This is a genomic window from Novosphingobium sp. LASN5T (assembly GCF_003856955.1).
Taxonomy (GTDB): domain Bacteria; phylum Pseudomonadota; class Alphaproteobacteria; order Sphingomonadales; family Sphingomonadaceae; genus Novosphingobium.
The window spans coordinates 61,720-87,955 of sequence record NZ_RQSI01000006.1; the positions used below are offsets into that span (position 1 = coordinate 61,720).

The window sequence follows — 26,236 nt, forward strand, 5'->3', positions numbered from 1 at the left end:
GGTCGAATGCAGGTCTATGGTTTTCCGCTGTCGCCGTTCGTGCGCAAGGTGCTGCTGGTGGCGGCGGTGAAGGGGATCGCGGTGGAATCGGTGATCGGCCGTCCGGGAGCGCCATCGCCTGAATTTCTGGAGGCGAGTCCGTTCCGCAAGATCCCGGCGCTGCGTGACGGCGATTTCACTCTGTCCGATTCGACGGCGATCGCCACCTACATGGACGCCTTGCACCCCGAGCCGGCTATCTTTCCGGCGGAGGCGCGGGCACGCGGCAAGGCGATCTGGTTCGAGGAGTTCGCCGATACGATCATCGTGCCGGCCGGCGCCAAGATCGTGTTCAACCGCTTCGTCGCGCCGCGCGTGCTGGGGCGGCCCGGCGACGAGGCGGCGGCCGAGCAGGGCATGGCCGAGATCGCACCCATGCTCGACTATCTGGAAGGCGCGGTTCCGGCGGAAGGCTGGCTGACCGGCGATACGTTCAGCATCGGCGACATCGCGGTGGCGAGCGTCTTGCGCACGTTGGCTTATGCGATGCCATCGCCCGATCCGGACAGGCATCCGGCAACGGCGGCATGGTACGCGCGCGTCGGCGAGCAGCCGTGCTGGCGCGCCGTGGCGGAGCGCGAGGCGGCAGCGGTCGCGACGCTCGGATAGGGCGGAACTGGGGCGGTCGCCTGCAACGACGGCCGCCCAGACCGGAAGCCTCTGCGGTTTTTGTCCAGAGAGGACGGATATTCGTTTGCGCCATACCAACTGGTCGGTATGGTTGGGTCATGGTTCCGAATCGCCCCTTCCGACAGACGCCCACCAACGCGAAGGGGAAGCTGCTGGAAGCGGCAGTGCAGCTGGTGCGCGGCAACGGCTTCGCGGCGACGTCCGTGGATCAGCTTTGCGCGCACGCAGGGGTGACCAAGGGTGCGTTCTTCCATCACTTCGCCTCCAAGGAAGCGCTGGGCGTGGCTGCGGCGGATTACTGGAGCGAATGCACCGGCGCGTTCTTCGCGGAAGCGCCGTTCCATCATCATGCCGATCCGGTTGACCGGGTGCTGGGCTATATCGACTTGCGGCTGTCGCTGATCGGCGGGCCGGTGGAATCGTTCAGTTGCGTGGCGGGAACGATGGTGCAGGAAGCGTTCCGCTCCAGCGCGGCGATCCGCATCGCCTGCGAGGCCAGCATCATGGGCAACGCCAGGGCGCTGGAGGCCGACATCGCCGAGGCCATGGTCCAGCGCGGCGTGACGGGAACGACCGCCGAAAGCCTGTCGCGCCACGTGCAGGTAGTGATCCAGGGCGCGTTTGTCGTGGCCAAGACGCAGGAGGAAAGCGCCGCACCGGACATGGCGCGCGATGCGCTGCGGCACTTGCGGCGCTATTTCGAGTTCCTGTTCCGGGTCCCGCAAGAGAGGAGCGCAGACCAGTGACACGCATGATATTCGTCAACCTGCCCGTGGCCGATCTCGGCCGCGCGCGCCGCTTCTACGAGGCGGTCGGTTTCACCAACGAACCCCGCTTCACCGACGAGACCGCCGCCGCGATGGTGTGGAGCGAGGCGATCTACGTGATGCTGCTGACGCACCAGAAATGGTCATCGTTCACCGACCGTCCGATCCCCGCCGCCGGATCGAGCGAGGTGGCGCTCGCGCTGGCGCTCGATGGGCGTGATGCGGTGGACGCCTTTGTCGAGCTGGCGGGCGCCAATGGCGGCCTGGTCGATGTCAATCCGGTGCAGGACCACGGCTTCATGTACGGGCGCGACGTGACCGATCCGGACGGGCACGTCTGGGGGCCGTTCTGGATGGACCCGATGGTTGCCAGCGGAGACACGCCGCCAATCTGAAACGACGCACGACAAAAGGCCTCAAGCCGGCCGAAATGGGAGAGAGATATGGCCTATGTCGATGGTTTCGTGATCGCGGTGCCTACGGGCAATCGCGAACGCTTTATCGAACATGCCCGCAAGGCGGACGCGCTGTTCATCAAACACGGCGCGACACGAATCTGGGAATGCTGGGGCGATGACGTTCCCGACGGGAAGGTCACGGATTTCCGCCGCGCTGTGCAGGCCACGGAAGACGAGACGGTCGTGTTCAGCTGGATCGAATGGCCCGACAAGGAAACACGCGACAGCGTGTTCGCGCGGATGGAAGACCTGATGCGCGACGATGCCTGGAACCCCGAACTCAACCCGGTGCCCTTCGACGGCAAGCGGATGATTTACGGCGGCTTCACGCCGGTGGTGCGGATGGGAGAATGACGATGGCTGGCGGATTTATCTGGTATGAGCTTATGACCCCCGATGCCGATGCGGCCAGCGCGTTCTACCGCGCGGTGATCGGCTGGACCGTGCAAGGCGGCGGAGAGGCGGCCGGGCCGGTCGATTACCGTCACATTCTCCGGGCTGATGGCGGCAGCGCCGGCGGAATGCTTGCCTTGTCGGCCGACATGGCCTCGCACGGGGCCAAGCCGGCGTGGCTGCCCTATCTCCACGTGACCGATCTCGATGCCTCGCTGGCCGCCGTGACGGCCGAAGGCGGCAAGGTGCTGATGCCGGTGTCGGAACTGCCGGTCGGCCGTATCGCGATGGTCGCGGACCCGCAGGGCGTTCCGGTGTACCTGATGACGCCCGTGCCCCCGCCGGGCCAGGAAAACGCGAAGAGCGACGTGTTCTCGCCAACGGCGGAACAGCGCGTGGGATGGAACGAGCTGGCCAGCCCCGATCTGGAAGCGTCCAAGGCGTTCTACGCCCGGCACTTCGGCTTCCAGTTCAACGAGAAGATGCCGATGGGCGAGATGGGCGACTACTGCTTCATCGATCAGGACGGCCAGCGCGTGGGCGCGATGCTGCCGCTGTTCGAGCCAGGGCGCGCCGCGCTGTGGCGGCTCTATTTCCGCGTTCCCTCCGTCACGGCAGCCAAGGCCGCGATCGAGAACGCCGGCGGCAAGGTGATGCACGGCCCGCATCAGGTTCCGGGCGACGACTGGATCGTGATCGCCACGGACCCGCAAGGGGCGGAGTTCGGCATCGTCGGCGCGCTGGGAGGCTGACCATGACCGGAGCAACGATCTGCCTGTGGTATGACAAGGAAGCGGAAGCCGCGGCGCGGTTCTATGCCGAAACCTTTCCCGACAGCCGCGTGACCGCCGTTCATCGCGCGCCGACGGACTATCCGGCGGGCAAGGCGGGCGATGTGCTGACCGTGGAGTTCACGGTGCTGGGCATCCCCTGCATGGGGCTGAACGGTGGACCGAACGTGACGCACAGCTGGGCGTTCTCGTTCCAGGTGGCGACCGAGACGCAGGATGAGACCGACCGCTACTGGAACGCCATCGTCGGCAACGGCGGGGCGGAAAGCGCCTGCGGCTGGTGCAGCGATCGCTGGGGCCTGTCGTGGCAGATCACGCCGCGCCAGTTGACGGAGGCGCTGGCCAATCCCGATGCGGGCGTGCGCGAGCGGGCGTTCCAGGCGATGATGACCATGGGCAAGATCGACATCGCGGCGATCGAAGCGGCGGTGCGAGGGTAGCATGGCGCTGGAACTCTACGGCCACGTGTTCTCCTCCTATACGTGGAAGGCGTTGATCGCGCTTTACGCCAACGGCACGCCGTTCACCTTCCGGGGCGTGGACGGGGAGCATCCCGAAAACGCCGAGCGGGTTCAGGCGGCCAGCCCGGCGGGCAAGTTTCCTCTGCTGGTCGATGACGGAGTGGAAATCTTCGAATCCACCGCGATCATCGAATGGCTGGCGCTGCGCCATCCCGGCCCCGCGCCGCTGCTGCCGACCGACCCGGCGGAAGCGGTGCGGACGCGGATGCTCGATCGCGTGTTCGACAACTACGTGATGAACGTAATGCAGGAGAGCGTGGCCGAAGTGCTGCGCGACGGTGCCCTTTCGCCCGCGACCCGCGCGCGGGTGGAGGCCCAGCTGGACCGCAGCTATCGCTGGATCGATGCCTGGCTGGAAACCTATGCGGCCAGTGACCCAGCCAGCGATGCGGTCTCGCTGATCGAATGCGCGGCCGCGCCTTCGCTGTTCTATGCCGACTGGGTCTATCCGATTCCTGACCCCTGCCAGCGCCTGCAGGCCTGGCGCGCGCACCTGCTGGCGCTGCCGGCGGTGGCGCGCTGCGTGGAAGATGCGCGGCCGTTTCGCGCCTATTTCCCGTTGGGCGCGCCGGATCGCGATTGAGGAGAAAGAGGATGCACGAACTGTCGATCACCCGCCATATCGCCGCACCGGTGGAGCGGGTGTGGGATGTGCTGGCCAACCGCCAGGAGGAATGGTGGTGTCCGAAGCCGTGGTACGCCAAGATCGTGGAGCAGGATCGCCGGCCGGGCGGGCGGTGCGCGATGGTGATGTACGGCCCCGACGGCGAGGAAATGCCGCAGGAAGGCGTGTTCCTGGCCTGGGATGAGGGGCGGCGCTTCGTTTCGACGGATGCGGTGACGGTGGATTTCCAGCCGGCCGGGCCGTTCATGATCGGCATCTGGGAAGTCGCGCCCGAGGGCGATGGCACGCGCTATACCGCTTCGGCGCGGCATTGGACCGAGGAAGCCATGCGCCAGCATGCGGAGATGGGCTTCGAGGCGGGCTGGAACGCTTGCACCGATCAGTTGCAGGCGTTGTGCGAAAGCGCGTGAGGCGTTGACGGCCGCCGGCGGGCTGCGCATCCTGTCCCGAGAGGGAGAGGATCATGACCGTCTTTGCTGAAGGCCGCTGTGCATGCGGCGATGTCCGTTACCGGCTGCTGGATGCGCCGATCGTCACGCATTGCTGCCATTGCCGCTGGTGCCAGCGCGAATCGGGCAGCGCCTTCGCTCTGAACACGGTGATCGAGACCGATCGCGTGGAAGTGGCGCAGGGCGCGCCCGAACACGTCATGACGCCATCGCAGAGCGGGCGTGGTCAGGAAATCGTGCGGTGTCCGGCGTGCAAGGTGGCGCTGTGGAGCCACTATGGCGGGGCGGGCGACAAGGCCGCCTTTGTGCGCGTCGGAACGCTGGACAATCCCGACCTGTGCCCGCCGGACGTGCACATCTTCACCGAAAGCAAGCAGCCGTGGGTGCTGTTGCCTGACGACGCGGAAGTGTTCGCGCAGTTTTATCGCGGGCCAGACGTGCCGCGCCTCTATGGCGAAGATGGCGCGGCCCGCTGGGGCGCGTTGCGCGGACGATAAGGCAAAGGCGGATCGTCCGCGTTCGAGTGTGGCGGCGCTATTTTCCGGCCGTGCGGATATATTCGTCGATGTTGAGCCCCAGCACGTCGAGCGGAACGTTGCCGCCGCCGACCACCGCATCGTCGAAATCGCGCAGGTCGAAGCGTGCGCCCAATGCCGCCTTTGCGCGGGCGCGCTGGCGCAGGATCTCGCTATGGCCGATCTTGTAGCCGCAGGCTTGCCCCGGCCAGCTGCAATAGCGATCCACCTCGCTCGTCACCTCGTCGATCCCCGATCCGTTGGTCTCCGCGAACCAGCGGATCGCCTGCTCGCGCGACCAGCGGCGGGAATGCAGCCCGGTATCGACCACCAGGCGGCAAGCGCGGAAGGCGATTGACTGGAGATAGCCGAGCTGGCCGACCGGATCGCCATCGTAGGCGCCCAGTTCGTCGCCCAGCGTTTCGGCATAGAGCGCCCAGCCTTCGGTGTAGGCGTTGAATGCCAGAATCGCGCGGATCACCGGCAGTTGCTGCGCGTATTCGCCCTGCCAGACATGGCCGGGCAGGGCCTCGTGATGAACCAGCGTGGGCAGGCTGTACTTGCTGTGCAGGCGCGTGGTGTGAAGATTGATCCACATGCGACCGGGCACCGAGCCGTCGATCGATCCGGGGCCGCCATAGGCGCCTGGCGCGCCCGGTTCCTCGGCCAGCGGCAGCCGGCGGACTTCGACATTGCCGCGCGCCAGCTTGCGGAAGGCCAGCGGCAGCTTCCCGCGGATGAAGTCCAGCCGCTTCTGGATGAACGCGACGATCTGGGCGCGTCCTTCGTCGTTGTCGGGAAACTGGAAGCGCGGGTCGTTGCCCAGCGCGGTCATGCGTTCGCCAACAGTGCCCTTGGTGTACCCGAGCCCGCGCAGGATCGGGTCCATCCGCGCCTGCAGCGCCTTCAGTTCCTCCTGTCCGAGCTGGTGGATCTCGTCCGGCGTCATGCGCGTGGTGGTGCTGGCGCGCAGCGCCCAGGCGTACCACGCTTCGCCGTCGGGCCGGGTGCTCATGCCCGCGTCGGAGGTCGCGCTGGCGCGCTGGCGTCGCAGTTCGGCGATCTGGCGTTCGAGCGCCGGGACGACCTTGCCGGTGGCGATGGAGCGCGCCCGCCCGGCCCAGTCGCCCGCGATGCCTTTCGCCTTCGTGCGCCGGTCGATCGAATCGACCAGTCCGCCACCCTGGCGCGCGTCGGCCAGCGAAGCTTCGAGCTGCGCCAGCGCCTTGTCGAGCAGGAAATCGGGCGCGATCACTCTCTGCGCTGCCGTATCGCGCAGGCGGTCCGTTTCGGCGTCGAGCGTTCCGGGATAGGCGGCGAGGCGCGCGAGATAGGCTTCGGCATCCGCCGCATCGGCGATGGGATGATCCGAATCGAGAAACTTCGGCACGTCGAGATAGGCGCCGACGTTCTGGATCACGACATAGGGCGTGTTGCGGTAATTGCCGACGGTGATGTCGCCATAGGGCAGGGCGAACCCGTCGAGCGCGGTCTGGTAGGCGCTTTTGACCACGGCCAGGCTGGTGCGCGTGGAATGGTCGAGGCCGGAAGCATCGGTGGCGGCGATCCGGGCCAGATCGGCGCGCAGCAGGGCGGCGATGGCACGTTGCGCGGCCGCCGACTTGTCCCCCAGCTTCGCACGCAGCGCGGCGTGCGCGCCCGTGTCGATGCCAAGGCTTGTGGCGGTTTCGGGGAAGAAATCCAGCAGCCGCCACGCGATGCCGTCGAGCAGGGCGTTGGCGTCCGCCGCCGAGGCGGGGGCTGCGCGGGCCGGGATCGCGAAGGCGGCGGCGGTGGCGCCCAGGCCGCCCAAGGCGGCGCGGCGGGTGATTCCGTTCGTTTCGTGCGTAACCATGCCGCAACCCTGTCCGCGCGGCGGTGGGAAGTCAAACAGGGCTTGCCGGCTCCGGCTTTTTGGCTTTGTCCAGCACAACTTACGCTGCGCTGGCGAATGTTGCACTGGAACTGTCGCGTGGTGCCGCTAGGCTGTGGTTCGGAGCCCAATCGCAGGAGTCTTCCCCATGAGCATTTTCGATTCGATTCTCGGCCAGATCAGCAGCAACGTTGATGTGAAGAACCTTGCCGCGAAGGTTGGCATCGATCCCGCGACGGCCGAAACCGCCATCGCTGCATTGGCCGCCGGCCACCAGGCCAAGGGTGACACGATCGAGACCGCCGCTGCCAATTCGGGCGTCGACGCTGGCGTGCTTCAGCAGATCGTGGGCCATATCGGTGGCGAAGGTTCGCTCGGTCAGTTCGCCTCGATGATCGGCAGCCATCCGGAAGCGCTGGGCAAGGTTACCAGCTTTCTCGACAAGGATCAGGATGGCAGCGTGATCGATGATATCGCGGGGATGGCGCAGGGCTTCCTCAAGAGCTAACGCCTATCGATGCTCGATGCTGTCCTGTCCCTGCTCATGCTCGCCGCCATCGCGTTGGCAGGCGGCGCGTTCGTCCTGTTCCGGCGCGGGGAGCGCAAGCGCCCCGTGCTGATGCTGGTGCTGGCGGCTGTGATGCTGGTGAACCTCGGCATCTGGACGCTGCCCGATGCCGGGGGCAATACGCTGGCGCAGAATACGCAGCCGCAATAGGGCTTTGCCCAGCGGACCGGCGGGCCGTGCCTAAGCAGGCCCACCGGTTCCGGTCACTTGATCGGGCAGTCCGGCGAAAGCCGCATGTCCAGATAATTGTCGACCGACTTCATCAGATCGTCGAGTTCGTTCTCGAAGAAGTGATTGGCGCGCGGAATCTCGTCATGGTGGATCGTGATGTGCTTCTGCGTGCGCAGCTTGTCGACCAGCTTCTGCACCGCGTTGGGCGTCACCACCGTATCGGCGTTGCCCTGCACGATGATGCCCGAGGCGGGGCAGGGGGCGAGGAAGCTGAAGTCATACATGTTGGCCGGCGGCGCGACCGAGATGAAGCCCCGGATTTCCGGACGGCGCATCAGCAACTGCATGCCGATCAGCGCGCCGAAGCTGTAGCCGGCGATCCACGTGGTCGAGGCTTCGGGGTGGATGGACTGCACCCAGTCGAGCGCGGCGGCCGCGTCCGACAGTTCGCCGATGCCGTTGTCGAAGCTGCCCTGGCTGCGCCCGACGCCGCGGAAGTTGAAGCGCAGCGTCGCGAAACCGCGCGCCACGAAGGTCTTGTACAGAGCCTGCGTGATGCGATCGTTCATCGTGCCGCCGGCTTGCGGGTGCGGATGCAGGATCATGGCCACTGGCGCGCGCGGCCGGGTGGCGGGCTGGAAGCGGCCTTCAAGGCGGCCTTCGGGACCGGGGAAGATGACTGCGGGCATCGTGTGACCTGGTTATCCTGCTTGCAAAGCCGCGCCGGCGAAAAATGCCGGGGCTGGGAATTGGAACGAAGGGCTATATAGAAACGCCGCCCCCGAAAGCAATGTTTCCGGCGCGATCATAACGGGACACGTGATTCCTTGCCTGCCGAACCGCTCTATCTCGATCATGCCGCCACCACCCCGCTGCTGCCACAGGCGCGCGCCGCGCTGGAGCAGGGCTTCGATGCCTGGGCCAACCCGTCCAGCCCGCACAAACCCGGCCGCGCCGCGCGCGCCTTGCTGGAAAGCGCGCGGGCGCGGGTGAAAGCCGCGCTGGCGTGGGAGCGGGAGGCGGTGTTCACCAGCGGGGCGAGCGAGGCGCTGGCCCTGGCAATCGGCCGCGTCAAAGTGAGGCGAGTTGTTGTCGCGGCGGTGGAGCACGAGGCGGTGCTGCGTCCTGCCGGGGCGGATGCGGAGCGCCTGCCGGTCGATGCGGACGGGCGGGTGGATCTTGCCGTGCTGCAAGCGCTGCTGGCCGATGGTCCACGCGCGCTGGTCTGCGTGCAACAGGTCAACAGCGAGACCGGCGTGATCCAGCCGCTGGCGGAGATTGCCACGCTGGTGCGCCACGCGGGCGGCATCCTGCTGGCGGACGCGGCGCAGGGCGCGGGCAAGATCGCCTTGCCCCAGGCGGACCTGATCGCGCTTTCGGCACACAAGTTCGGCGGGCCGATCGGCATCGGCGCGCTGCTCATTCGCGATTTCTCGCTGCTGGAAGCGCCCGGCGGGCAGGAACGCGGCTATCGCGGCGGCACCGAGAACCTGCCCGGAGCGCTGGCCATGGCGGCGGCGCTGGAAGCCGGCGATGGCTGGATGGCCGAAGCGGGCCGGCTGCGCGGCCTGCTGGACGCCCAGTTGCAGGCGGCGGGGGCGGAGATCGTCGCGTCCGCCGCGCCGCGCTGTCCCACGATCGGCGGCTACCGAATGCCCGGCATTTCATCGGCCGCGCAGCTGATTCGCTTCGACAGCATGGGGATCGCGGTATCGGCCGGCAGCGCCTGTTCCTCGGGCAGCCTGCGGCCCAGCCATGTGCTGTCCGCGATGGGCCTCGATGCGAAGGCGGCCGGCGAGGTGCTGCGCGTGAGCATCGGGCGCGAGACGGACGAGGCCGCGATCGCGCGCTTCGTCGCGGCATGGCGCGACATCGCCGGAAGCATGCGGGCGTGATCTATCTCGACTATCAGGCGACCACGCCCCTCGCGCCCGAGGCGCGCGAGGCGATGATGCCCTGGCTGGCGGGGCCTGAAGCGATGGGCTTCGCCAATCCGCACAGCCCGCACCGCGCCGGGCGCGCCGCTGCGGCGGCCGTGGAGGTGGCGCGTGAGCAGGTGGCGGCCTTGCTGCCGGCGGGCGGGCGCGTGATCTTCACCTCGGGCGCGACCGAAGCGCTCAACCTTGCCATTTTCGGCAGCGGCGCGCGGCGGCTGGCGGTTTCCGCAATCGAACATGCGGCGGTGCTGGATACGGCGCGTGCCGCCGATCCCGGCGTGGCGCTCTTGCCGGTCGATCCGCAGGGGCTGGTCGCTGCCGACGTGCCGTTGCCGGCCGGGGCCGAACTGGTTGCGGTGATGCAGGTCAACAATGAGATCGGCACGATCCAGCCGGTCGCCGAACTGGCGCGGCGCGCCCATGCGCAAGGCGCGCTGTTCCTGTGCGATGCGGTGCAGGGCGCGGGCAAGATCGCACCGCCGCAGGACGCGGACCTGATCGCCATCTCGGCGCACAAGCTTTACGGCCCCAAGGGCATCGGCGCGCTGTGGGTGCGCGACGGGATCGACCTGAAGCCGCTGATCCACGGCGGCGGGCAGGAAGGCGGGCTGCGATCCGGCACGCTTTCGCCTGCGCTCTGCGCCGGCTTCGGCGCGGCGGCGGCCCTGTGCGCAACGCTGCGGGAAAGCGATGCGGCGCATGTGGACAACTTGTGGAAAAGGGCGCGCTCTGCGCTGGCCGGCTGGACGCTGAACGGTAGCGCGACGGCGCGCTGGCACGGCAACCTGAACCTGCGGCTGGCCGGGCTGGATGTGGCGCGGCTGTTGTCGGAATGCCGGAACGTGGCGTTTTCGGCGGGTTCGGCCTGCGCCAGCGGTTCCGGCAGGCCAAGCCATGTCTTGCGCGCGATCGGACTTTCGGACAGGGATACCAAAACCGCGATCCGGCTAGGCTTCGGGCGCTATACGAGGGAAGAGGATCTGGATGAGGGTTTCGCGGCGATCATCGCCGCGGCTGGGTCGCAGGGAGTTGCATTGCCATGGTCCGAGTCACCTTCGTAACGCCCGAAAACGAGCGCGTCGTGGTCGACGGCGCGGAAGGACAGCGCCTGCTGGAACTGGGCCAGAACGCCGGAATGCCGCTGGAAGGCACGTGCGAGGGGCAGATGGCCTGTTCCACCTGCCACGTGATCGTCGCGCCGGACTGGTTCGACCGGTTGCCCGCCGCCGTGGACGACGAGGAAGACATGCTCGATCTGGCCGCCGGCGTCAGCCGCACCAGCCGGCTGTCGTGCCAGATCCTGCTGACCGCCGATCTCGATGGGCTGGAAGTGCGTATCCCGGCCGAGGCGCGGGACATGCAGCGCGTCTGAAACCGCCCGGAAAGCGGGGGATTTCGGCATCCACAGAGTTCCCCTGTCCGCTTCGCGTTGCTAGGACGTTCACATGGCGACCGATACCACCGATACTGGCGAGCCCGATCCGTTCGACGCGATCGTCGATGCGCCTTTCGATTCCGCTCTTTCCGAACGCTATCTCGTCTATGCCCTGTCGACGATCACGGCGCGGTCGCTGCCGGATCTGCGCGACGGGCTAAAACCGGTCCACCGTCGCCTGCTGTGGGCCATGCGGCAGTTGAAGCTCGATCCCACCGGCGCGTTCAAGAAATCGGCGCGCGTGGTGGGCGACGTCATCGGCAAGTATCACCCGCACGGCGATGCCTCGGTCTATGACGCCATGGTCCGTCTCGCCCAGGATTTCGCTCTGCGCTATCCGCTGGTCGAAGGGCAGGGCAATTTCGGCAATATCGATGGCGATAACGCCGCCGCCTATCGCTACACCGAAGCGCGATTGACGCGCACGGCGATCCGCCTGATGGCGGGGCTGGACGAAGGCACCGTCGATTTCGTGCCGACCTACAACGGGGAAGAGGAAGAGCCGGAAATCTTCCCCGGCCTGTTCCCCAACCTTCTTGCCAACGGCGCCAGCGGCATTGCCGTGGGCATGGCCACCAACATCCCTAGCCACAACGTGGCCGAGATTGTCGACGCCACTCTGCTGCTGATCGACAACCCGCATGTCGAACACGCGCAGTTGATGGAAGTGTTCCACGGGCCGGACTTCCCCACCGGCGGTGTGGTGGTGGACAGCGCGGCCGCTATTTCCGCCGCCTATGAAACCGGGCGGGGACCGATCCGTGTGCGCGGGCGCTTTTCCACCGGGCGCGGGGAGGACGGCGCGTGGGAGGAAACCGGCGTGGAGAAGCTGGGCAGCGGGCAATGGCAGCTCGTGGTCAGCGAAATCCCCTACATGGTGCAGAAGGGCAAGCTGATCGAGCAGATCGCCCAGCTGATTGCCGACAAGAAGCTGCCCATTCTGGAAGATGTGCGCGACGAGAGCGACGAGCATATCCGGCTCGTGCTCGTGCCCAAGAGCCGCAACGTCGATCCGGAGCTGCTCAAGGAGTCGCTCTACCGGCTGACCGACCTCGAAACGCGCTTCGGTCTGAACCTCAACGTACTGGATTCACGGCGAACGCCGGGCGTGCTGGGACTCAAGCTGATCCTCCAGGAATGGGTCATCAGCCAGATCGACATCCTGCTGCGCCGCACCACGCACCGGCTGGAAAAGATCGCGGCGCGGCTGGAGCTGCTCGAAGGCTACATCATTGCCTATCTCAACCTCGACCGGATCATCGAGATCATCCGGACCGAGGATGAGCCCAAGCCGGTGATGATGGCGGAATTCGGCCTGACCGACCGGCAGGCCGAGGCGATCCTCAACATGCGGCTGCGCAGCTTGCGCAAGCTGGAGGAAATGGAACTGCGCAAGGAGCGCGACGAACTGCTGGCCGAGCAGGACGATCTCGAGAAGCTGCTCGACAGCCCGGCGCGCCAGCGCACGCGGCTGAAGCGCGATCTGGCCGCGCTGCGCAAGGAATATGGCGAGGATACCCCGCTGGGCCGCCGCCGTACCACCATCGCCGAGGCCGCGCCGACGCGCGAATTCAGCATGGACGCGATGATCGAGAAGGAGCCGGTGACGGTGATCCTTTCGCAGCGCGGCTGGATCCGGGCGGCGAAGGGGCATCTCCCGCTCGATGGCGATTTCAAGTTCAAGGAAGGCGATGGCCCCGCCTTCGCGCTCCACGCGCAGACCACCGACAAGCTGCTGTTCGCGGTGGACAACGGCCGGTTCTATACGCTGGGCGCGGACAAGCTGCCCGGGGCGCGCGGCTTTGGCGAGCCGATCCGGACGATGGTCGATATCGATCCCGACGCGCACATCATTGCCGTCCTGCCCTATCGCGCCAAGGGGCAGCTCCTGCTGGCGGCGAACAGCGGGCGCGGCTTCGCGGCGGAGATGGATGAACTGCTGGCCGAAACGCGCAAGGGGCGCGGCGTGGTCACCACCAAGCCCGGCGTGAAGCTGATCGTGGTGCGCGAAATCGCGCCCGAACACGATCACGTCGCCGTGGTGGGCGACAACCGCAAGCTGGTGGTGTTCGCGCTCAGCGAAGTGCCGATCCTGGCCAAGGGGCAGGGCGTGGCGCTCCAGCGCTATCGCGATGGCGGCCTCTCCGATGCGATCACGCTGCGGCTGGAGGACGGCCTCTCGTGGTCCATGGGCGGCGAAAGCGGGCGGACGCGGACCGAGCGCGACCTGATGCTGTGGAAGGTGGCGCGTGGCGCGGCGGGCCGGATGCCGCCGACGGGCTTCCCGCGCGACAACAAGTTCTGAAGCGGGCGGCTGATACAGCGCATTTCGGATTCGCGGCGGCTCCGCCGATGTGTTAACCGGCCGGTTAAATCATCGGCCTGATGATACATCGGAAGGAGAGGACGTTGGACAAGCCCCGCTATTCGCTCGAAGGCCGTATCGCGCTGGTCACCGGTGCGTCGTCCGGGCTGGGCGCGCATCTGGCGCGGCTCTATGCCACCGCCGGCGCGGCGGTGGTGCTGGGCGCGCGGAGAGTGGAGCGCACGCAGGCGCTGGCCGATGCCATCAAAGAGGCGGGCGGCCGCGCGTTGTCGGTGGCGATGGACGTGACCGACGAAGGCTCCATCGTGGCCGCGTTCGATGCGGCCGAGGCCGCCTTCGGCGCGCCCGACGTGGTGCTGGCAAATGCCGGTCTGGCCGAAGCGGGTCGTTCGATCGATCTTGAACTTGATCGCGTAAACCGCGTGATCGAAACGAATTTCACCGGAGTTTACCTGACCGCGCGCGAAGGCGCCCGGCGCATGATCGCGGCGGGATCGAAACAGAGCGAGCGCGGGCGGATCATCCTGACCGGATCGATCACGGCGGACATGACCGGGCAGGGCGATTCCGCCTATGCCGCAACCAAGGCGGCGGTTGCCCATCTCGGCCGCCAGTTCGCGCGCGAATGGGCGCGGCTGGGGATCAACGTCAACGTGATCCAGCCGGGCTATATCCGCACCGAGATCGATGGCGACTGGTTCGACAGCGAAGGCGGCAAGGCCCAGATTGCCAGCTGGCCGCGCCGCCGGCTGGCCGATGCCACGGTGCTGGACGACATGGCGCTGTTCTTCGCCTCGGACGCTTCCCGCCAGGTGACGGGCGCGCATATCTCACTGGATGACGGGCAGTCGCTTTAGGGCGGCGTTGGGGCAGGTCTACCGCGGTCTGTTCCGCTTTAGCGGAGCCGGGCTCCTGCCAGAACGCGAACCGGATCGCCGTTTTCGCGGAACGACAGAAACAGGAGGTAGGGCAACAGAAAACCGGCCCCGCCAAAGAATGCCACGAGCGCAAGAAACAGCCCCCCTGCCGAAAATCCGTTTCGCCACGCGGTCCAGAGAGCGGAGAGAACGAGAAAGCACAGGAAATCGAGGTTGAACTGGCCGGGCCAGGAAACCGTTGCGATGTCGCCGAAGAAAATAGGCAACAAGCCCATGCCATGGCGCGCAATCACGAATACGGTGTAGCCCGCGAGTGTGACCCAGAGGCCCAGCAGGATAGTGCGGAACGCCTTCATGCCGCCAGCTTGCCATTGGGTGCGGCAGTCCGCAATCCCGCCGTGGCGGTAAGCGCCGATCCGGCGCTACTTCCCCGCCGGCAGCCCGGCGAGCAAATCAGGTGTCAGCACTTGCGGCAACGGACGGGGTTCTCCGCCGCCGGCCGGATACCACAGGTATAGCGGTACGCCAGCCGCGCCCTGCGCGGTGAGGAAGCGGCTGATGGCGGGGTCGCGACGGGTCCAGTCGCCCACCAGCACCACAACGCCGGCCTTGCGGAAGGCATCGCGCGTGGTTTCGCGTTCGATCGCCACGCTCTCGTTGACCTTGCACGAGAGGCACCAGTCGGCGGTGAAATAGGCGAACACGGGCTTGCCCGCCTTGCGCGCCTGCGCGAGCGCGGCTTCGCTGAACGGCTGGGCGTCCAGCAGCCCGGCTTCCGCGCCGCCGCCTGTGGCGCTAACCGTGCGGGGCAACAGGACCACCGCTGCCGCGGTCAGAGCGATCGCGGCCAGGGTGCCGGCGAGCGGGCGGCGTCCGTCCCGTTGCTCGCGCCGCACGAGATAGAGCGCGCCGACCAGCGCCACGGCGAGGGCGATAGCGAGCAGGCCGAAGGTGCCGCCGCCCAGCCGCCAGGCCAGCCAGAACAGCGCGAGCAGGGTAAGGCCCATCGGCACCGCCATGGCGCGGCGGAACGTCTCCATCCAGCCGCCGGGCCTGGGCAGCAGGCGGCGCAACGCGGGAACGAAGCCGATGGCTAGGAACGGCAGGCCAAGGCCCAGACCCAGCGCGGCGAAGACCGCAAGCGCCGCCCACCACGGCAGGACCAAGGCCGCGCCGACCGCCGCCGCCATGAACGGGCCGGTGCAGGGCGTGGCGACGAACGCGGCGAGCAAACCGGTGCCGAACGCGCCTTTGGCGCCGGAGGAACCGGCACCGGGCGCACTTTCGAGCGAGAGGCCCGGCATCTCGTAAAGCCCGGCGAAATTGGCGGTGATCGCGGTGGCGAGCAGGACCAGCAGCGCGACGACCCACGGTTCCTGCAATTGGAACGCCCAGCCCACTTCCTCACCCGCTGCACGCAGGGCGAGCATCACGCCGCCCAGCGCCATGCAGGCGAGCATGACGCCGGCGGTATAGGCCATGCCTTCGACATGGGCCTGATGGTTGTTGCCGCGCGCCAGGGCCAGCGCCTTGAGGCTGAGGATCGGGAAGACGCAAGGCATCACGTTGAGCACGAGGCCGCCCGCCAGCGCGCCGAGAATCGCGGTGAGCAGCGTTGCCAGCGAGAAACCGGCGGCCGCCGTCCCGCCGACCGGCGTGCCGCCTTCGGGCACTGGCCCCGCGCGCGCGACCAGCGCGATGCCGCCCGCGTCTCCGCCCAGTGCCAGAACGCCTGAAAGCGTGGTCGGCTGTTCGGCGGATGGCCCCTTGGCGCGGCCGAGTTCGGCGATCAGCGTATCGCCGTGCCGGTAGAATTTCTGCGGCGCGGCGTAGTCGGCCACCCCTTCTGAGGCGACGAAGAAATGCGGCTGGCCGATCCGCGCGCTGGCCGGGAACGGGATTGCGATGCGCAGCGCCTTGCCGGTGAAGGCAAACGTGCCGGCGCGGTCGAGCGGGGCGGGCAGCGCGGCACGCCAGCCGGCGAAGCGGGTGTCGGCCGTGCCGGCGGTCCCCACGGTCACCGTGCCTTGCAGGTCGGCCTCTTCGGGCACGCAGATCTGGTCGGTGCAGGCCAGCCAGCGCGCCTTGGCGGCGATGGGCAGCGTGGTGCCGGGCTTTGCGTCCCGGGGCAGCGTCAGCGGCACGAGCACGGCATAGTCATGCTCGTAGACGTGGTTCATCAGGCCGGAAAGCAACAGCGTCTGCGGCACGGGGAATTCGGGCGCCTCGGCCTTCGCGCCGGCGGGCAGCGTCCAGTCGAGCGAGAGGCCGAAGCCGGCATCGCCCGGATTGGACCAGTATCCGTGCCAGCCTTTTTCGGGCTGCATCAGCAGCGCGAGCGTGACCGTCTCCCCCGGAGCGGCTGGCTTTTCCGCCAGTAGCGAAGCCTGGATGTGGTTGGCCAGCGCCGCAGAGGGCGCGCCCAGCAGGGCAAGACATACCGCCGTCACAAAAGCGGTTATGGTACGCAGGGTTAGCAACGAAGCCACGGGACGCATGGACCGACCGGACAAGAGGGAACGAGCATGTCTCAGCCCCCTTGCGCCGCAGCCGGCGTGGGGCCTAGACGGGGGTCTAGGGTCAGTGCCTGTCCAAGTCCAGTGCGCCCCCTTCTGGAGTTCCTGAGTGCCCATGATCCGCTGCAACAAGATCGCCCTGCTGCTCGCTGCCGCCGCGCTGCCGTTCTCGCCCGCCGCCATGGCCCGGCCGGCCAAGGCGCCCAGGCCTGCTTCGGCCCCGGCCCCGGCCCCGGTCGAAGCGCCGGCGCCGGCCCCGAAAGGCCCGCCGCGCCTGCTGGTGGCGATCGCGGTGGACCAGTTCTCGGCCGACCTGTTCGCGCAGAACCGGCAGACCTTCACCGGCGGGCTGGCGCGGCTCGAACGCGGCATGGTGTTCCCCGCCGGATACCAGTCGCACGCGGCGACCGAGACGTGCCCCGGCCATTCCACGATCCTGACCGGCAATCGCCCGGCGCACACCGGGATCATCGCCAACAACTGGATCGACCTGTCCGCCGCGCGCGACAACAAGGTGATCTATTGCGCCGAGGACGAGACCAGGACGGCGGCGAATCCCAAGGACTACGTCGCCTCGGTGGGGCACCTGATGGTGCCGACGCTGGGCGAGCGGATGAAGCAGGCCAACCCCGCCAGCCGCAACGTCGCGGTTTCGGGCAAGGACCGCGCCGCGCTGATGATGGGCGGCCATGTGATCGATCAGGTCTATTGGTGGAAGGGCAACGCCTTCACCACGCTGGAAGGCCGTTCGCTCGGCCCGACGGCGGTGGCGGAGAACGCGGCGGTGGCCAAGGTGCTGGCCGCCGGCGCGCCGGCGTTCGATCTGCCGGCATGGTGCGTGGCGAAGGACCGCGCGATCACCGCCGGCACCGCCACGGTCGGCACCGGCCGCTTCCCGCTGGCGAAGGACGATGCCACCGGCTTTCGCGTCTCGCCGCGCCTCGATCGCGCAACGCTCGATCTGGCGACGAAGCTGGTCGACGAACAGAAGCTGGGGCAGGGCAGCGCGCCCGACATGCTGGCGGTGAGCCTTTCCGCCACCGACTACATTGGCCACGGCACCGGCACGCAGGGCGCGGAAATGTGCATCCAGGTCCACCAGCTCGATCTGGCGCTGGGCGATTTCTTCGCCGGGCTGGACAAGCGCGGGATCGACTATGCCGTGGTGCTGACCGCCGATCATGGTGGGTTCGATATGCCCGAGCGGCAGGATGAACAGGCCATGCCGCAGGTGACGCGCGTTGATGCCGCGCTCCAGCCCGATGCCATCGGCAAGGCGGTCGCGGAAAAGCTGGGGCTCGATCCCAAGGGGCTGATCCGTTCCGACGGGCCGGCGGGCGACATCTGGTTGCGCCGGGATCTGACGGCGGAGCAGAAGGCCCGCGTTACCGAGGAAGCCAGGGCGATGTTCGCCGCGCATCCGCAGGTGGCCGCCGTGTTCACCGCCGCCGAAATCGCTGCGACGCCGATGCCATCCGGCTCGCCCGAGACGTGGTCGCTGATCCAGCGTGCCCGCGCCTCTTACTATGCGCCGCGGTCGGGCGATCTGCTGGTCCTGCTGAAGCGCGGCGTGGTGCCGATCGCCAAGCCGGGGCCGGGATATGTGGCGACGCACGGATCGCCGTGGGACTATGACCGGCGCGTGCCGATCCTGTTCTGGCGCAAAGGCATGACGCCGTTCGAGCAGCCGGGGCCGGTCGAGACGGTCGATATCGCGCCGACTCTCGCCGGTTTGATCGCGCTCAAGGCGCCCGAGGGGGCATTTGACGGAAGGTGCCTCGATCTCGATGCTGGACCGGGTGACACATGCGGAGCGAATCGTTGAGCGCAAGCGAATCTGAAATGGCCCCAATGACGGCCCCGGAGATGCCACCGGTGACGGCTGATGTCGTGATACTGGGCGGAGGCCTTGTCGGCATGACGCTGGCGATCGGGCTGGCGCAGGCCGGCATCGCCAGCGTGGTGGTGGACAGCTCCGACCCGGCGGCGCAGACCGCCGACGGATTCGACGGCCGCGCCTCCGCCATCTCCACGGCAAGCTGGAACCTCTACACCAACCTCGGCATGGGTGAGGAACTCGCGGCCAAGGGCTGCCCCATCGACGCCATTGCGGTGACCGACGCAATGAAGCCGGGCCGGATCGATTTCCGCCCCGGCGCTGCCGATGGCTCGCTGGGCCGGATGTACGCCAACCGCGATCTGCGCATCGCGATGTACGCCGCCGCCGCGCGCGAGAAGGCGATCACGTTCCTGCCCAACGCCCATGTCGCCACGCGTGAACGCGGCGAACACGGCGTGGCGGTGACGCTGACCGACGGGCGCGTGCTGAAGGGGCAGTTGCTGGTCGCCGCCGAGGGCCGCCGTTCGCCCACGCGCGACGAGGCGGGGTTCACGCCCGCACGCTGGGACTATGGCCACCGCGCGATCATCACCGGGCTCTATCACGAAAAACCGCACGAGAACGTGGCCTGGGAAGTGTTCTATCCGGCAGGTCCGTTCGCGCTGCTGCCGCTGCTGGACGAAGCGGACGGCACGCACCGTTCCGCGCTGGTCTGGACCGTGGCGGAAAAGGATGCGGCGGGCGTGCTGGCTCTGCCCGAAAGCGCGTTCCTGTCCGAAGTGGAAAAGCGGATGCACGGCATCTTCGGGAAGATCCGCCTCGCTTCGCCGCGATCGTCGTACCCGCTGAACTTCCACCACACCGCGCGGATCGTGGACACGCGGCTGGCGCTGGTGGGCGATGCGGCGCACGGGATGCACCCGATCGCGGGGCAGGGCCTCAACGTTGGCCTGCGCGACGTGGCGGCGCTGGTGGAAGTGCTGTCCGATGGTATGCGGCTGGGGCTGGACGCGGGCGACGCGCAGCTTCTGGCGCGCTACGAACGCTGGCGCGCGGCAGATACCTTCATGGTGGCGGCGGCGACCGATGTGCTGACCCGCTTGTTCGGCATTCCTGGGCGCATTCCCAGCGCGATCCGCCGCTTCGGCATGGCGGGCGTGCAGCGCGCCGCGCCGCTCAAGCGCTGGTTCATGGACGAAGCGCGCGGGATGAGCGGGGCCTTGCCGGCACTGCTGCGCGGCTGAGGTCTAGCCCGCGGTTCCGGTAGAGGCTGTCGCCGCCGGTTGCGGCGCGGACGGCGGCAGGATCGGCCGTGACGGAACGATCGTGGCGGGCGGTGGCGGAGTGGGCGTGACCAGCGCGGCGGTTTCCAGCTGGTCGAGCGCGTGCTGGGTCATCACATAGTCGCGCGCGTGCGCCAGCCATTCGGTTGCCGCATCGTGGCCCGGCATCCGCTCCACTTCGATGATCGCCATGTCCACGCGGTTGCCGGCCAGGAAGCTGCGCACGCGGTCCACCCGCCGTTCGGGAGAGGGCGAGGGCATGTCGTCATGCCGGATCACGAACAGGTTGCCCATCTCGCGCTTGAACCACTGCCAGCCGCCTTCATCGGGCGAACCGCCGGTCAACTGGGGGCGCAGGCGTTCGAAGTCTTCGGACAGCGATCCCAGCGTCACGGGCTTGCCCGCCGCCGAGATCACACGGTCCACCGCATTGGGCTGGCTATCGCCGAAGCGGATGCGCAACTGGGTTTCCAGATAGCCAAGCTGCTGGCCGCGTTCGATGGCGCGGCGGGCAGCGAAGGCCGCCAGCAGCGCTTCCGCATGCGTCGCCTGCCCCGATGCGGCAGAGGCTTGCTGGTTGAGTTCGGCCAGCCGCTGTTCCAGCGCGGCAAGCTTGGCGGTTGCTCCGGCCACGGCGGCATCGTTTGCGGCTCTTTCACCGGCGCTGACGAGCGGCAGCGGTGTTGGCGGCGTGGCAGGCGCTGCGGGGGAAGGGCCGAAATTCACGCCGTTGGCGCCGAGCGTCAGCAGCCCGTTTTTCCAGGCCAGCCAGCCGACGGCCACGGAAACAGCGACGAGTAACAGCAGCCCGACCAGAACGGTTGTCCAGCCACGCCGTCCGCGGCGCGGAATGCTTCCCGGCTGCATGGTTGTCGTATCCTGCATTTTACTTTTTCGTTTGTCCGTTGCCCCGATGTCACACGGTCTGGCACATTTGCAAGGCCAGCGCCAGCAGCGCGTGATCGGTTCTTTCCGGCGCTATTCCGGTCTTGAGCCAACCTTTCCCCGCCATTTCGCCGATTCGTGGTGCAAGGCAGGCAATCGCGATGGCGCGATGGTTTATATTCGATTCGGTTGTTTCTTTCGCGAAATGCCCCGCCGCTTCGCCGGAATGCAGCGCAACGATCGCGCCTTCCCGCAGGATCGCCTGCAAGGCCGGGGGCAAGGGGAGCGCGCGGACGGCATAGACCACCCGCGTTTCCAGCAAGACTCCGGCCGGCTGCAGCAGCGGCACGCGCTCCTCTCCGGCAAGGCGCAGATACCGGCCGGCGGCAAGGCGCTCCACCACGGGTTGCAGCCCCCCGGAGCCGGTTTGGGCGACTTCAAAGCCGGCGGCGCGCGCCGCGTCCGCCGTGGCGGCGCCCACGGCATGGACGGGCAGGATGCGCAATGGCTCCAGTGTTGGCCCGCCGTGCCGGAAGACGTTGGCGCTCCCGGCGAGCAATCCCGTGAAACCATCGGGTGATGGCGCATCCCATGACAGCGGCGCGACCTCGAACAGGGGAAAGCCGCGCGCGTCGATGCCCATGGCGCGTGCGCGGTCCACGGTTTCGCGGTTACCCGGTTCGGGGCGGATCACGATGAGCGGCAAGCCGGCCATGCCTTGTCCGTCCCGTTCAGTGCAGCGCCGTGCCATGGAAGTGGGCGCGGATGCCTTCGGGCGCTTCGGCTAGCAGGCGGTCGGCAAGGCGGGCGGGGGCGGTTTCGTCGCCGACGGAGAAGCGCTCCGTCGCCTCCACGCGTAGCGCGCCGTCTGGACTGAACAGCGCCGCGCGCAGCGTCAGCCCATCGCCATCGGCCTGCGTATGAAGTGCGATGGGGCTGTGGCAGTTGCCGCCCAGCGCCAGCAGCAGCGCGCGTTCGGCGCGGACGGCGGCATGGGTCGGCGCGTGATCGATCGCGGCCAGCCAGCCGCGCAGATCGGCTCGCGCGGTCAGGCATTCGATGCCGATCGCGCCTTGCGCCGGAGCCGGAAGCCAGTGATCGGTGGGCAGCGGATGGCCCACGCCCGTCTGGTTCAGCCGCGCGAGCCCGGCGGCGGCCAGCAGCGTGACGTCGGCTTCGCCGGCCTGCAACTTGGCGAGCCGGGTGGCGACGTTGCCGCGGAACGGCACGATGGAAAGGTCGGGCCGGGCGTGGAGCATCTGCGCTGCCCGGCGCGGCGCGCTGGTGCCCACCCGCGCGCCGGGGGGGATCGCCGCGACGCTTTCCGCGCCCACCAGCACGTCGCGCACGTCGGCGCGGGGCAGCACGGCGGCGATCGTCAGTTCCGCCGGGCGGATGGTTTCCACGTCCTTCATCGAATGGACGGCGAAATCGATCTCGCCCGAAGCCAGCCAGCCATCGAGTTCCTTGGTCCACAATGCCTTGCCGCCGATCTCGGCCAGCGGCCGGTCCTGGATGCGATCCCCGCTGGCGATGACGGGCACGATTTCCACCGTTTCCGTGGGCCATCCATGCGCCGCGCACAGCCGGTCGCGCGCCTCGTGCGCCTGCGCCATGGCTAGCGGAGACTGGCGCGTGCCCAGCCGGAGTGCGGTTGCCGGAGCCTGCGCGGGGCTGTCTTGGAGGAAAGTCTGGATCATGCGCCGCTTGCCGTACCTGCGTTTATCTCTAAGGGAAAGCTCCCCATGGCCCTGATCCTCGGTATCGAATCTTCCTGCGATGAAACCGCCGTCGCCATCATCGATGGCAGCGCCGGTTCGCTGGAGGCGCGCATCGTCGCGCAGCGCATTGCCTCGCAGGACGCCGAACACGCGCCCTATGGCGGCGTGGTGCCCGAGATCGCCGCGCGCGCGCATGCCGAAGTGATCGCGCCGATGGTGGGCGCGGTACTCGCCGACGCGGGCCTGACGCTGGAGGACATGGACGCCATCGCCGCGACCGCCGGGCCGGGCCTGATCGGCGGCGTGATGGTGGGGCTGGTCACCGGCAAGGCGCTGGCCATGGCGGCGGACAAGCCGCTGATCGGCGTGAATCATCTGGAAGGGCACGCGCTGTCGCCGCGCCTGGCCGATCCCGATCTGGCCTATCCCTATCTGCTGCTGCTCGTTTCGGGCGGGCATTGCCAGATCCTGGAAGTGCGCGGACTGGGCGATTATCGCCGGCTGGCCACGACGATCGACGATGCGCTGGGCGAAGCCTTCGACAAGACGGCCAAGATATTGGGCCTCGGCTATCCGGGCGGACCGGCGGTGGAGCGCCTGGCGCGCGAGGGCGATCCGCGCGCAGTGCTGCTGCCGCGCCCGCTGGTGGGCAGCGGGGAGCCGCATTTCTCGTTCGCCGGCCTGAAGAGCGCGGTGATGCGCGCAAAGGATTCGGGCCTTCATGCCGATGCCGATATCGCCGCCTCGTTCCAGCAGGCCGCGATCGATTGCGTGATCGACCGGACCCGGCTGGCGCTGGAGTCGGTGCGGGATTCCGGAGCGGCGGGCATGAGCGCGCTGGTGGTGGCGGGGGGCGTGGCGGCCAACGCCGCGTTGCGCGGGGCGCTGGAAACGCTGGCCGCCGGTTTCGGCCTGCGGCTGGTGGCGCCGCCGGGCAAGCTGTGCACAGATAATGCCGCGATGATCGGCTGGGCTGGCGCGGAACGCTTCGCTTTGGGATATACGGACCCGCTCGATCTGCCGGCGCGCCCGCGTTGGCCGCTCGATGCCAATGCCGCGCCGGTGCGCGGCGCGGGGGTGAAGGCATGAGCCAGGGAGTGGGGGCCGGGGACAGCGCCGCGATCGGCGTCGTCGGCGCAGGGGCATGGGGCACCGCGCTGGCGCAGACTCTGGCCAGCGACGGGCGCGCTGTGCTGCTTTGGGCGCGCGAGGCCGAACTGGTCGATCAGATCAACACCGAACGGCGCAACGCGCTGTTCCTGCCTTCGGCGACGCTGCATCCCACCATCCGCGCCACCGGCGATCTGGCGGAACTGGCGGCACTTCCCGTGCTGCTGGTGGTGACGCCGGCACAGCATCTGGCGTCGGTGCTGGGCGCGATGGCGCGCAAGGGCGGCGATCTGGTGCTCTGCGCCAAGGGGATCGAGGCGGGCACGGGGCGGCTGATGGCCGACGTGGCGCGCGATGTGGCGCCCGATGCCGAGATCGCCGTGCTGTCCGGGCCGACTTTCGCGCACGAGGTGGCGGCGGGCCTGCCCACTGCGGTCACGCTGGCCTGTGCGGGCGGCGAGGCGCAGTGGCAGCGGCTGTCCGCCGCCATCGCCCGGCCGACGTTCCGGCCTTACTATTCGGACGACGTGACCGGAGCGGAGATCGGCGGCGCGGTCAAGAACGTGCTGGCCATCGCCTGCGGCGTGGTCGATGGGCTGCAACTGGGCCAGAATGCCCGCGCCGCGCTGATCAGCCGGGGCTTTGCCGAAATGCAGCGCTTCGGCATGGCGATGGGCGCGCAGGCGGAAACGCTCTCGGGCTTGTCGGGCCTTGGCGATCTGGTGCTGACCTGTTCGTCCACCTCCAGCCGCAACTTTTCGCTGGGCAAGGCGCTGGGCGAAGGAACCAGCGCGGCGGCGGCGCTGGCGGACCGCGCCACGGTGGCCGAAGGCGCGTTCACCGCGCCGGTGCTGGCGGACCTTGCCCGAAGCAAGGGCATTTCAATGCCGATCGTGGAAGCCGTGGCGGCGCTGCTCGATGGCCGGATGCCGGCGCGCGAGGTGGTCGCACACCTGCTGTCTCGCCCCCTGCGCGCGGAAAACCCGCTTGGCTGACGACAACGAACAAAACGATATTGCCGCGCTGGCCAAGGGCGGGAGGACGAATTTCTTCGGCTTCCTGCTGCGACTGGCGGCGCGCATCCCGTTCCTGTTCATCGCCGGACGCCTCTATGGCGCGGACGAGCTGGGGCGCTTCGCCTCGGCCACGATCGCGGTGGAACTGGCCGCGCAACTGGCGACGCTGGGGCAGAAGCGCGGGCTGGCGCAGCAACTGGCCAAGGACGATCGGCCCGCCGCGGCGGTGGTGGCCGATGCCCTGCTGCTTTCCGGCCTGGTTTCCGCGGTGCTGGCGGTGCTGCTTTATGTTTTCCCGGCGCCGATGTTCCCCAGCGGCGAATTCACGCCGCTGCAACGGCTGCTGCCGTTGACGATCCTGCCGCTGGCGCTGGGCGATATCGCGCTGGCGGCGCTGGCCTATCGCTTCGACGTGGGCACCACGGTCCGCGCGCGGGCGGTGGTGGAGCCGTGGACGCTGTCGATCGCGGCGGGCGGGCTTTGGCTGGCGGGCACCTATTACTTCCCGCTGCGCGAAAGCGGGCTGATCCTGTCCTATGTCGCGTCGATCTTCGGGGCGACGCTGACGGCCTTCGTGCCGCTGCTGCGCAGCTATGGCCTGCCGCGCGTGTGGTCGCCGCGCCCCGGCGATCTCCTGCGGTTGGCGGGGCGCAACCTGCCGCTGGCCGGTGCGGACGCGGTGGAATGGGGCACCCGCAAGCTCGACATCTTCATCCTGGGCACGTTCGCGCCGCCGGCGGCGGTGGGCGTGTACTATGTGGCGCAACAGGTCGCCTCGCTGCCACAGAAGCTCAAGACCAGCTTCGAGCCGATTCTAGGCCCGGTCATCACCCGCAATCTGCGCGAAGGCAATTATGCCGCGATCGCCCGGCAGGTGTGCCAGGCCGGATTCTGGATCACCGCCGCGCAGGCCGGCATCGCGCTGGCGCTGGGCATTCCGGGGACCGGCGTGATGGGGCTGGTGGGGCCGCATTTCGTGGCCGGCACCGGCGCGCTGGCATTGCTGCTGACCGCCGAGGTCGTCGCGGCGACCGCGGTGGTGAGCGAGGCCGCGCTGATCTACGTCGCGCGGGTGCGCAACCTGTGGATCAGCCTGGGCACGATCGGTCTGCAGGCCGCGCTGACTGTGGGCTTGATCCTGCTGGCGAAGAACATGGGCTTCAACACGCTGGTGCAGGCCGCGGCCGCGGCCGCCGCGCTCGCCCTGTCGCTTGCGCTGTCATCCCTGCTCAAGGCGCGGCTGCTTTCGCGCATTCTGGGCGAGAGCATCAACAACTGGCGCTGGGCGCTGGTGTGGGCGGCGGTGCCGGCGGTGCTGGTCGGCTGGTTCGTCAAGATGCTGCCGGAATGGGCGGAACTCGCCTTCGGCATCCCGGCCATCCTGGGCGTCTATTGCCTTGTCATCTGGAAGCGCGGATTCGGGCCGGAAGACCGCGTGCTGTTCCGCAAGCAGACGGCCTGAGCCCACCAGTAACGGCCCGGCAACGTC

Annotated in this window: 28 protein-coding genes; 21 read left to right on the top strand and 7 right to left on the bottom strand. The window is 68.3% G+C overall.

Going from position 1 to position 26,236, the window contains the following annotated elements; all coding sequences use genetic code 11:
• The first annotated feature begins 6 nt into the window (after positions 1-6).
• The 9 genes from EH199_RS06290 (at position 7) to EH199_RS06330 (ending at position 5,170) form a co-directional block, all read left to right on the top strand.
• On the top strand, positions 7-648 hold the full coding sequence (locus EH199_RS06290; RefSeq protein ID WP_124808427.1) for a glutathione S-transferase family protein: 642 nt from the start codon (positions 7-9) through the stop codon (positions 646-648).
• 119 nt (positions 649-767) lie between these two features.
• Entirely contained in the window at positions 768-1,415 is a 648-nt protein-coding gene (locus EH199_RS06295) for a TetR/AcrR family transcriptional regulator (RefSeq protein ID WP_124808428.1), read from the top strand.
• Positions 1,412-1,831 (top strand): VOC family protein, encoded by a 420-nt coding sequence (locus EH199_RS06300; protein WP_124808429.1) that lies wholly within the window; start codon positions 1,412-1,414, stop codon positions 1,829-1,831. The genes EH199_RS06295 and EH199_RS06300 overlap by 4 nt, the downstream gene beginning before the upstream one ends.
• Positions 1,832-1,879: 48 nt before the next feature.
• The gene (locus EH199_RS06305) at positions 1,880-2,248 is read left to right on the top strand and encodes a DUF1428 domain-containing protein (protein ID WP_124808430.1); all 369 of its coding nucleotides are present in this window, start codon (positions 1,880-1,882) and stop codon (positions 2,246-2,248) included.
• Positions 2,249-2,250: 2 nt separating this feature from the next.
• Positions 2,251-3,039 (top strand): VOC family protein, encoded by a 789-nt coding sequence (locus EH199_RS06310; RefSeq protein WP_223806500.1) that lies wholly within the window; start codon positions 2,251-2,253, stop codon positions 3,037-3,039.
• Positions 3,040-3,041: 2 nt separating this feature from the next.
• Positions 3,042-3,518 (top strand): VOC family protein, encoded by a 477-nt coding sequence (locus EH199_RS06315; protein ID WP_124808432.1) that lies wholly within the window; start codon positions 3,042-3,044, stop codon positions 3,516-3,518.
• A gap of 1 nt (position 3,519) precedes the next feature.
• Entirely contained in the window at positions 3,520-4,182 is a 663-nt protein-coding gene (locus EH199_RS06320) for a glutathione S-transferase family protein (RefSeq protein ID WP_124808433.1), read from the top strand.
• Positions 4,183-4,193: 11 nt separating this feature from the next.
• Positions 4,194-4,634: an SRPBCC family protein gene (locus EH199_RS06325; protein WP_124808434.1), complete on the top strand. Its 441-nt coding sequence runs from the start codon at positions 4,194-4,196 to the stop codon at positions 4,632-4,634.
• Positions 4,635-4,687: 53 nt separating this feature from the next.
• Positions 4,688-5,170, top strand: coding sequence for a GFA family protein (locus EH199_RS06330; RefSeq protein ID WP_124808435.1), 483 nt, complete (start codon positions 4,688-4,690; stop codon positions 5,168-5,170).
• Between the two features lie 37 nt (positions 5,171-5,207).
• Here the strand turns inward: EH199_RS06330 and EH199_RS06335 are convergent, their stop codons facing one another.
• Positions 5,208-7,043 carry a DUF885 family protein gene (locus EH199_RS06335; RefSeq protein ID WP_124808436.1) on the bottom strand — a complete coding sequence of 612 codons (1,836 nt, stop codon included), beginning with the start codon at positions 7,041-7,043 and terminating at the stop codon, positions 5,208-5,210.
• A 166-nt stretch (positions 7,044-7,209) separates the two neighbouring features.
• Here EH199_RS06335 and EH199_RS06340 point away from each other — a divergent pair, with 166 nt between their 5' ends.
• Both EH199_RS06340 and EH199_RS06345 read left to right on the top strand, forming a co-directional pair.
• The gene (locus EH199_RS06340) at positions 7,210-7,569 is read left to right on the top strand and encodes a hypothetical protein (protein WP_124808437.1); all 360 of its coding nucleotides are present in this window, start codon (positions 7,210-7,212) and stop codon (positions 7,567-7,569) included.
• Between the two features lie 9 nt (positions 7,570-7,578).
• Entirely contained in the window at positions 7,579-7,779 is a 201-nt protein-coding gene (locus tag EH199_RS06345) for a hypothetical protein (RefSeq protein WP_124808438.1), read from the top strand.
• Positions 7,780-7,832: 53 nt separating this feature from the next.
• Here the strand turns inward: EH199_RS06345 and EH199_RS06350 are convergent, their stop codons facing one another.
• Positions 7,833-8,489, bottom strand: coding sequence for an alpha/beta hydrolase (locus EH199_RS06350; RefSeq protein ID WP_124808439.1), 657 nt, complete (start codon positions 8,487-8,489; stop codon positions 7,833-7,835).
• Between the two features lie 138 nt (positions 8,490-8,627).
• On the opposite strand from EH199_RS06350, the gene EH199_RS06355 reads away from it, so the two are divergent.
• The 5 genes from EH199_RS06355 to EH199_RS06375 all read left to right on the top strand — a co-directional run bounded on the left by EH199_RS06355 (position 8,628) and on the right by EH199_RS06375 (position 14,355).
• Positions 8,628-9,695: a cysteine desulfurase family protein gene (locus EH199_RS06355; protein ID WP_124808440.1), complete on the top strand. Its 1,068-nt coding sequence runs from the start codon at positions 8,628-8,630 to the stop codon at positions 9,693-9,695.
• Positions 9,692-10,798, top strand: coding sequence for a cysteine desulfurase family protein (locus EH199_RS06360; RefSeq protein WP_124808441.1), 1,107 nt, complete (start codon positions 9,692-9,694; stop codon positions 10,796-10,798). Before EH199_RS06355 ends, EH199_RS06360 begins: the two co-directional genes overlap by 4 nt.
• Positions 10,777-11,109: a 2Fe-2S iron-sulfur cluster-binding protein gene (locus EH199_RS06365; RefSeq protein ID WP_124808442.1), complete on the top strand. Its 333-nt coding sequence runs from the start codon at positions 10,777-10,779 to the stop codon at positions 11,107-11,109. Before EH199_RS06360 ends, EH199_RS06365 begins: the two co-directional genes overlap by 22 nt.
• A 73-nt stretch (positions 11,110-11,182) precedes the next feature.
• Positions 11,183-13,477 (top strand): DNA topoisomerase IV subunit A, encoded by a 2,295-nt coding sequence (gene parC / locus EH199_RS06370; RefSeq protein WP_124808443.1) that lies wholly within the window; start codon positions 11,183-11,185, stop codon positions 13,475-13,477.
• A gap of 104 nt (positions 13,478-13,581) precedes the next feature.
• Complete coding sequence (locus EH199_RS06375; protein ID WP_124808444.1) at positions 13,582-14,355, top strand: SDR family NAD(P)-dependent oxidoreductase; 774 nt, start codon at positions 13,582-13,584, stop codon at positions 14,353-14,355.
• Between the two features lie 38 nt (positions 14,356-14,393).
• On the opposite strand, the gene EH199_RS06380 is transcribed toward EH199_RS06375, so the two are convergent.
• Complete coding sequence (locus tag EH199_RS06380) at positions 14,394-14,732, bottom strand: hypothetical protein (protein WP_124808445.1); 339 nt, start codon at positions 14,730-14,732, stop codon at positions 14,394-14,396.
• Positions 14,733-14,798: 66 nt separating this feature from the next.
• Positions 14,799-16,874, bottom strand: coding sequence for a protein-disulfide reductase DsbD (locus EH199_RS06385; RefSeq protein WP_124808446.1), 2,076 nt, complete (start codon positions 16,872-16,874; stop codon positions 14,799-14,801).
• A 133-nt stretch (positions 16,875-17,007) separates the two neighbouring features.
• On the opposite strand from EH199_RS06385, the gene EH199_RS06390 reads away from it, so the two are divergent.
• Entirely contained in the window at positions 17,008-18,717 is a 1,710-nt protein-coding gene (locus EH199_RS06390) for an alkaline phosphatase family protein (protein ID WP_124808509.1), read from the top strand.
• Between the two features lie 26 nt (positions 18,718-18,743).
• A complete protein-coding gene (locus EH199_RS06395) occupies positions 18,744-19,976 on the top strand; it encodes a UbiH/UbiF/VisC/COQ6 family ubiquinone biosynthesis hydroxylase (protein ID WP_370449669.1) in 1,233 nt (410 codons plus the stop codon).
• A gap of 3 nt (positions 19,977-19,979) precedes the next feature.
• Here EH199_RS06395 and EH199_RS06400 read toward each other — a convergent pair whose 3' ends face one another.
• Genes EH199_RS06400 through hemC form a run of 3 tightly spaced genes read right to left on the bottom strand, consistent with a single transcriptional unit; the run spans position 19,980 to position 22,600 of the window.
• Positions 19,980-20,900, bottom strand: a complete 921-nt coding sequence (locus EH199_RS06400) for a hypothetical protein (RefSeq protein WP_124808447.1) — start codon at positions 20,898-20,900, stop codon at positions 19,980-19,982.
• 31 nt (positions 20,901-20,931) lie between these two features.
• Positions 20,932-21,615, bottom strand: a complete 684-nt coding sequence (locus EH199_RS06405; protein WP_124808448.1) for a uroporphyrinogen-III synthase — start codon at positions 21,613-21,615, stop codon at positions 20,932-20,934.
• Positions 21,616-21,631: 16 nt separating this feature from the next.
• On the bottom strand, positions 21,632-22,600 hold the full coding sequence (hemC, locus tag EH199_RS06410; protein ID WP_124808449.1) for a hydroxymethylbilane synthase: 969 nt from the start codon (positions 22,598-22,600) through the stop codon (positions 21,632-21,634).
• Between the two features lie 45 nt (positions 22,601-22,645).
• Here hemC and tsaD point away from each other — a divergent pair, with 45 nt between their 5' ends.
• The 3 genes from tsaD to EH199_RS06425 are packed head-to-tail and all read left to right on the top strand — an operon-like array spanning position 22,646 to position 26,209.
• Positions 22,646-23,710, top strand: coding sequence for a tRNA (adenosine(37)-N6)-threonylcarbamoyltransferase complex transferase subunit TsaD (tsaD, locus tag EH199_RS06415; RefSeq protein ID WP_124808450.1), 1,065 nt, complete (start codon positions 22,646-22,648; stop codon positions 23,708-23,710).
• Positions 23,707-24,726: an NAD(P)H-dependent glycerol-3-phosphate dehydrogenase gene (locus EH199_RS06420; RefSeq protein ID WP_124808451.1), complete on the top strand. Its 1,020-nt coding sequence runs from the start codon at positions 23,707-23,709 to the stop codon at positions 24,724-24,726. The genes tsaD and EH199_RS06420 overlap by 4 nt, the downstream gene beginning before the upstream one ends.
• Positions 24,719-26,209, top strand: coding sequence for an oligosaccharide flippase family protein (locus tag EH199_RS06425; RefSeq protein ID WP_223806502.1), 1,491 nt, complete (start codon positions 24,719-24,721; stop codon positions 26,207-26,209). The genes EH199_RS06420 and EH199_RS06425 overlap by 8 nt, the downstream gene beginning before the upstream one ends.
• Positions 26,210-26,236: the final 27 nt, after the last annotated feature.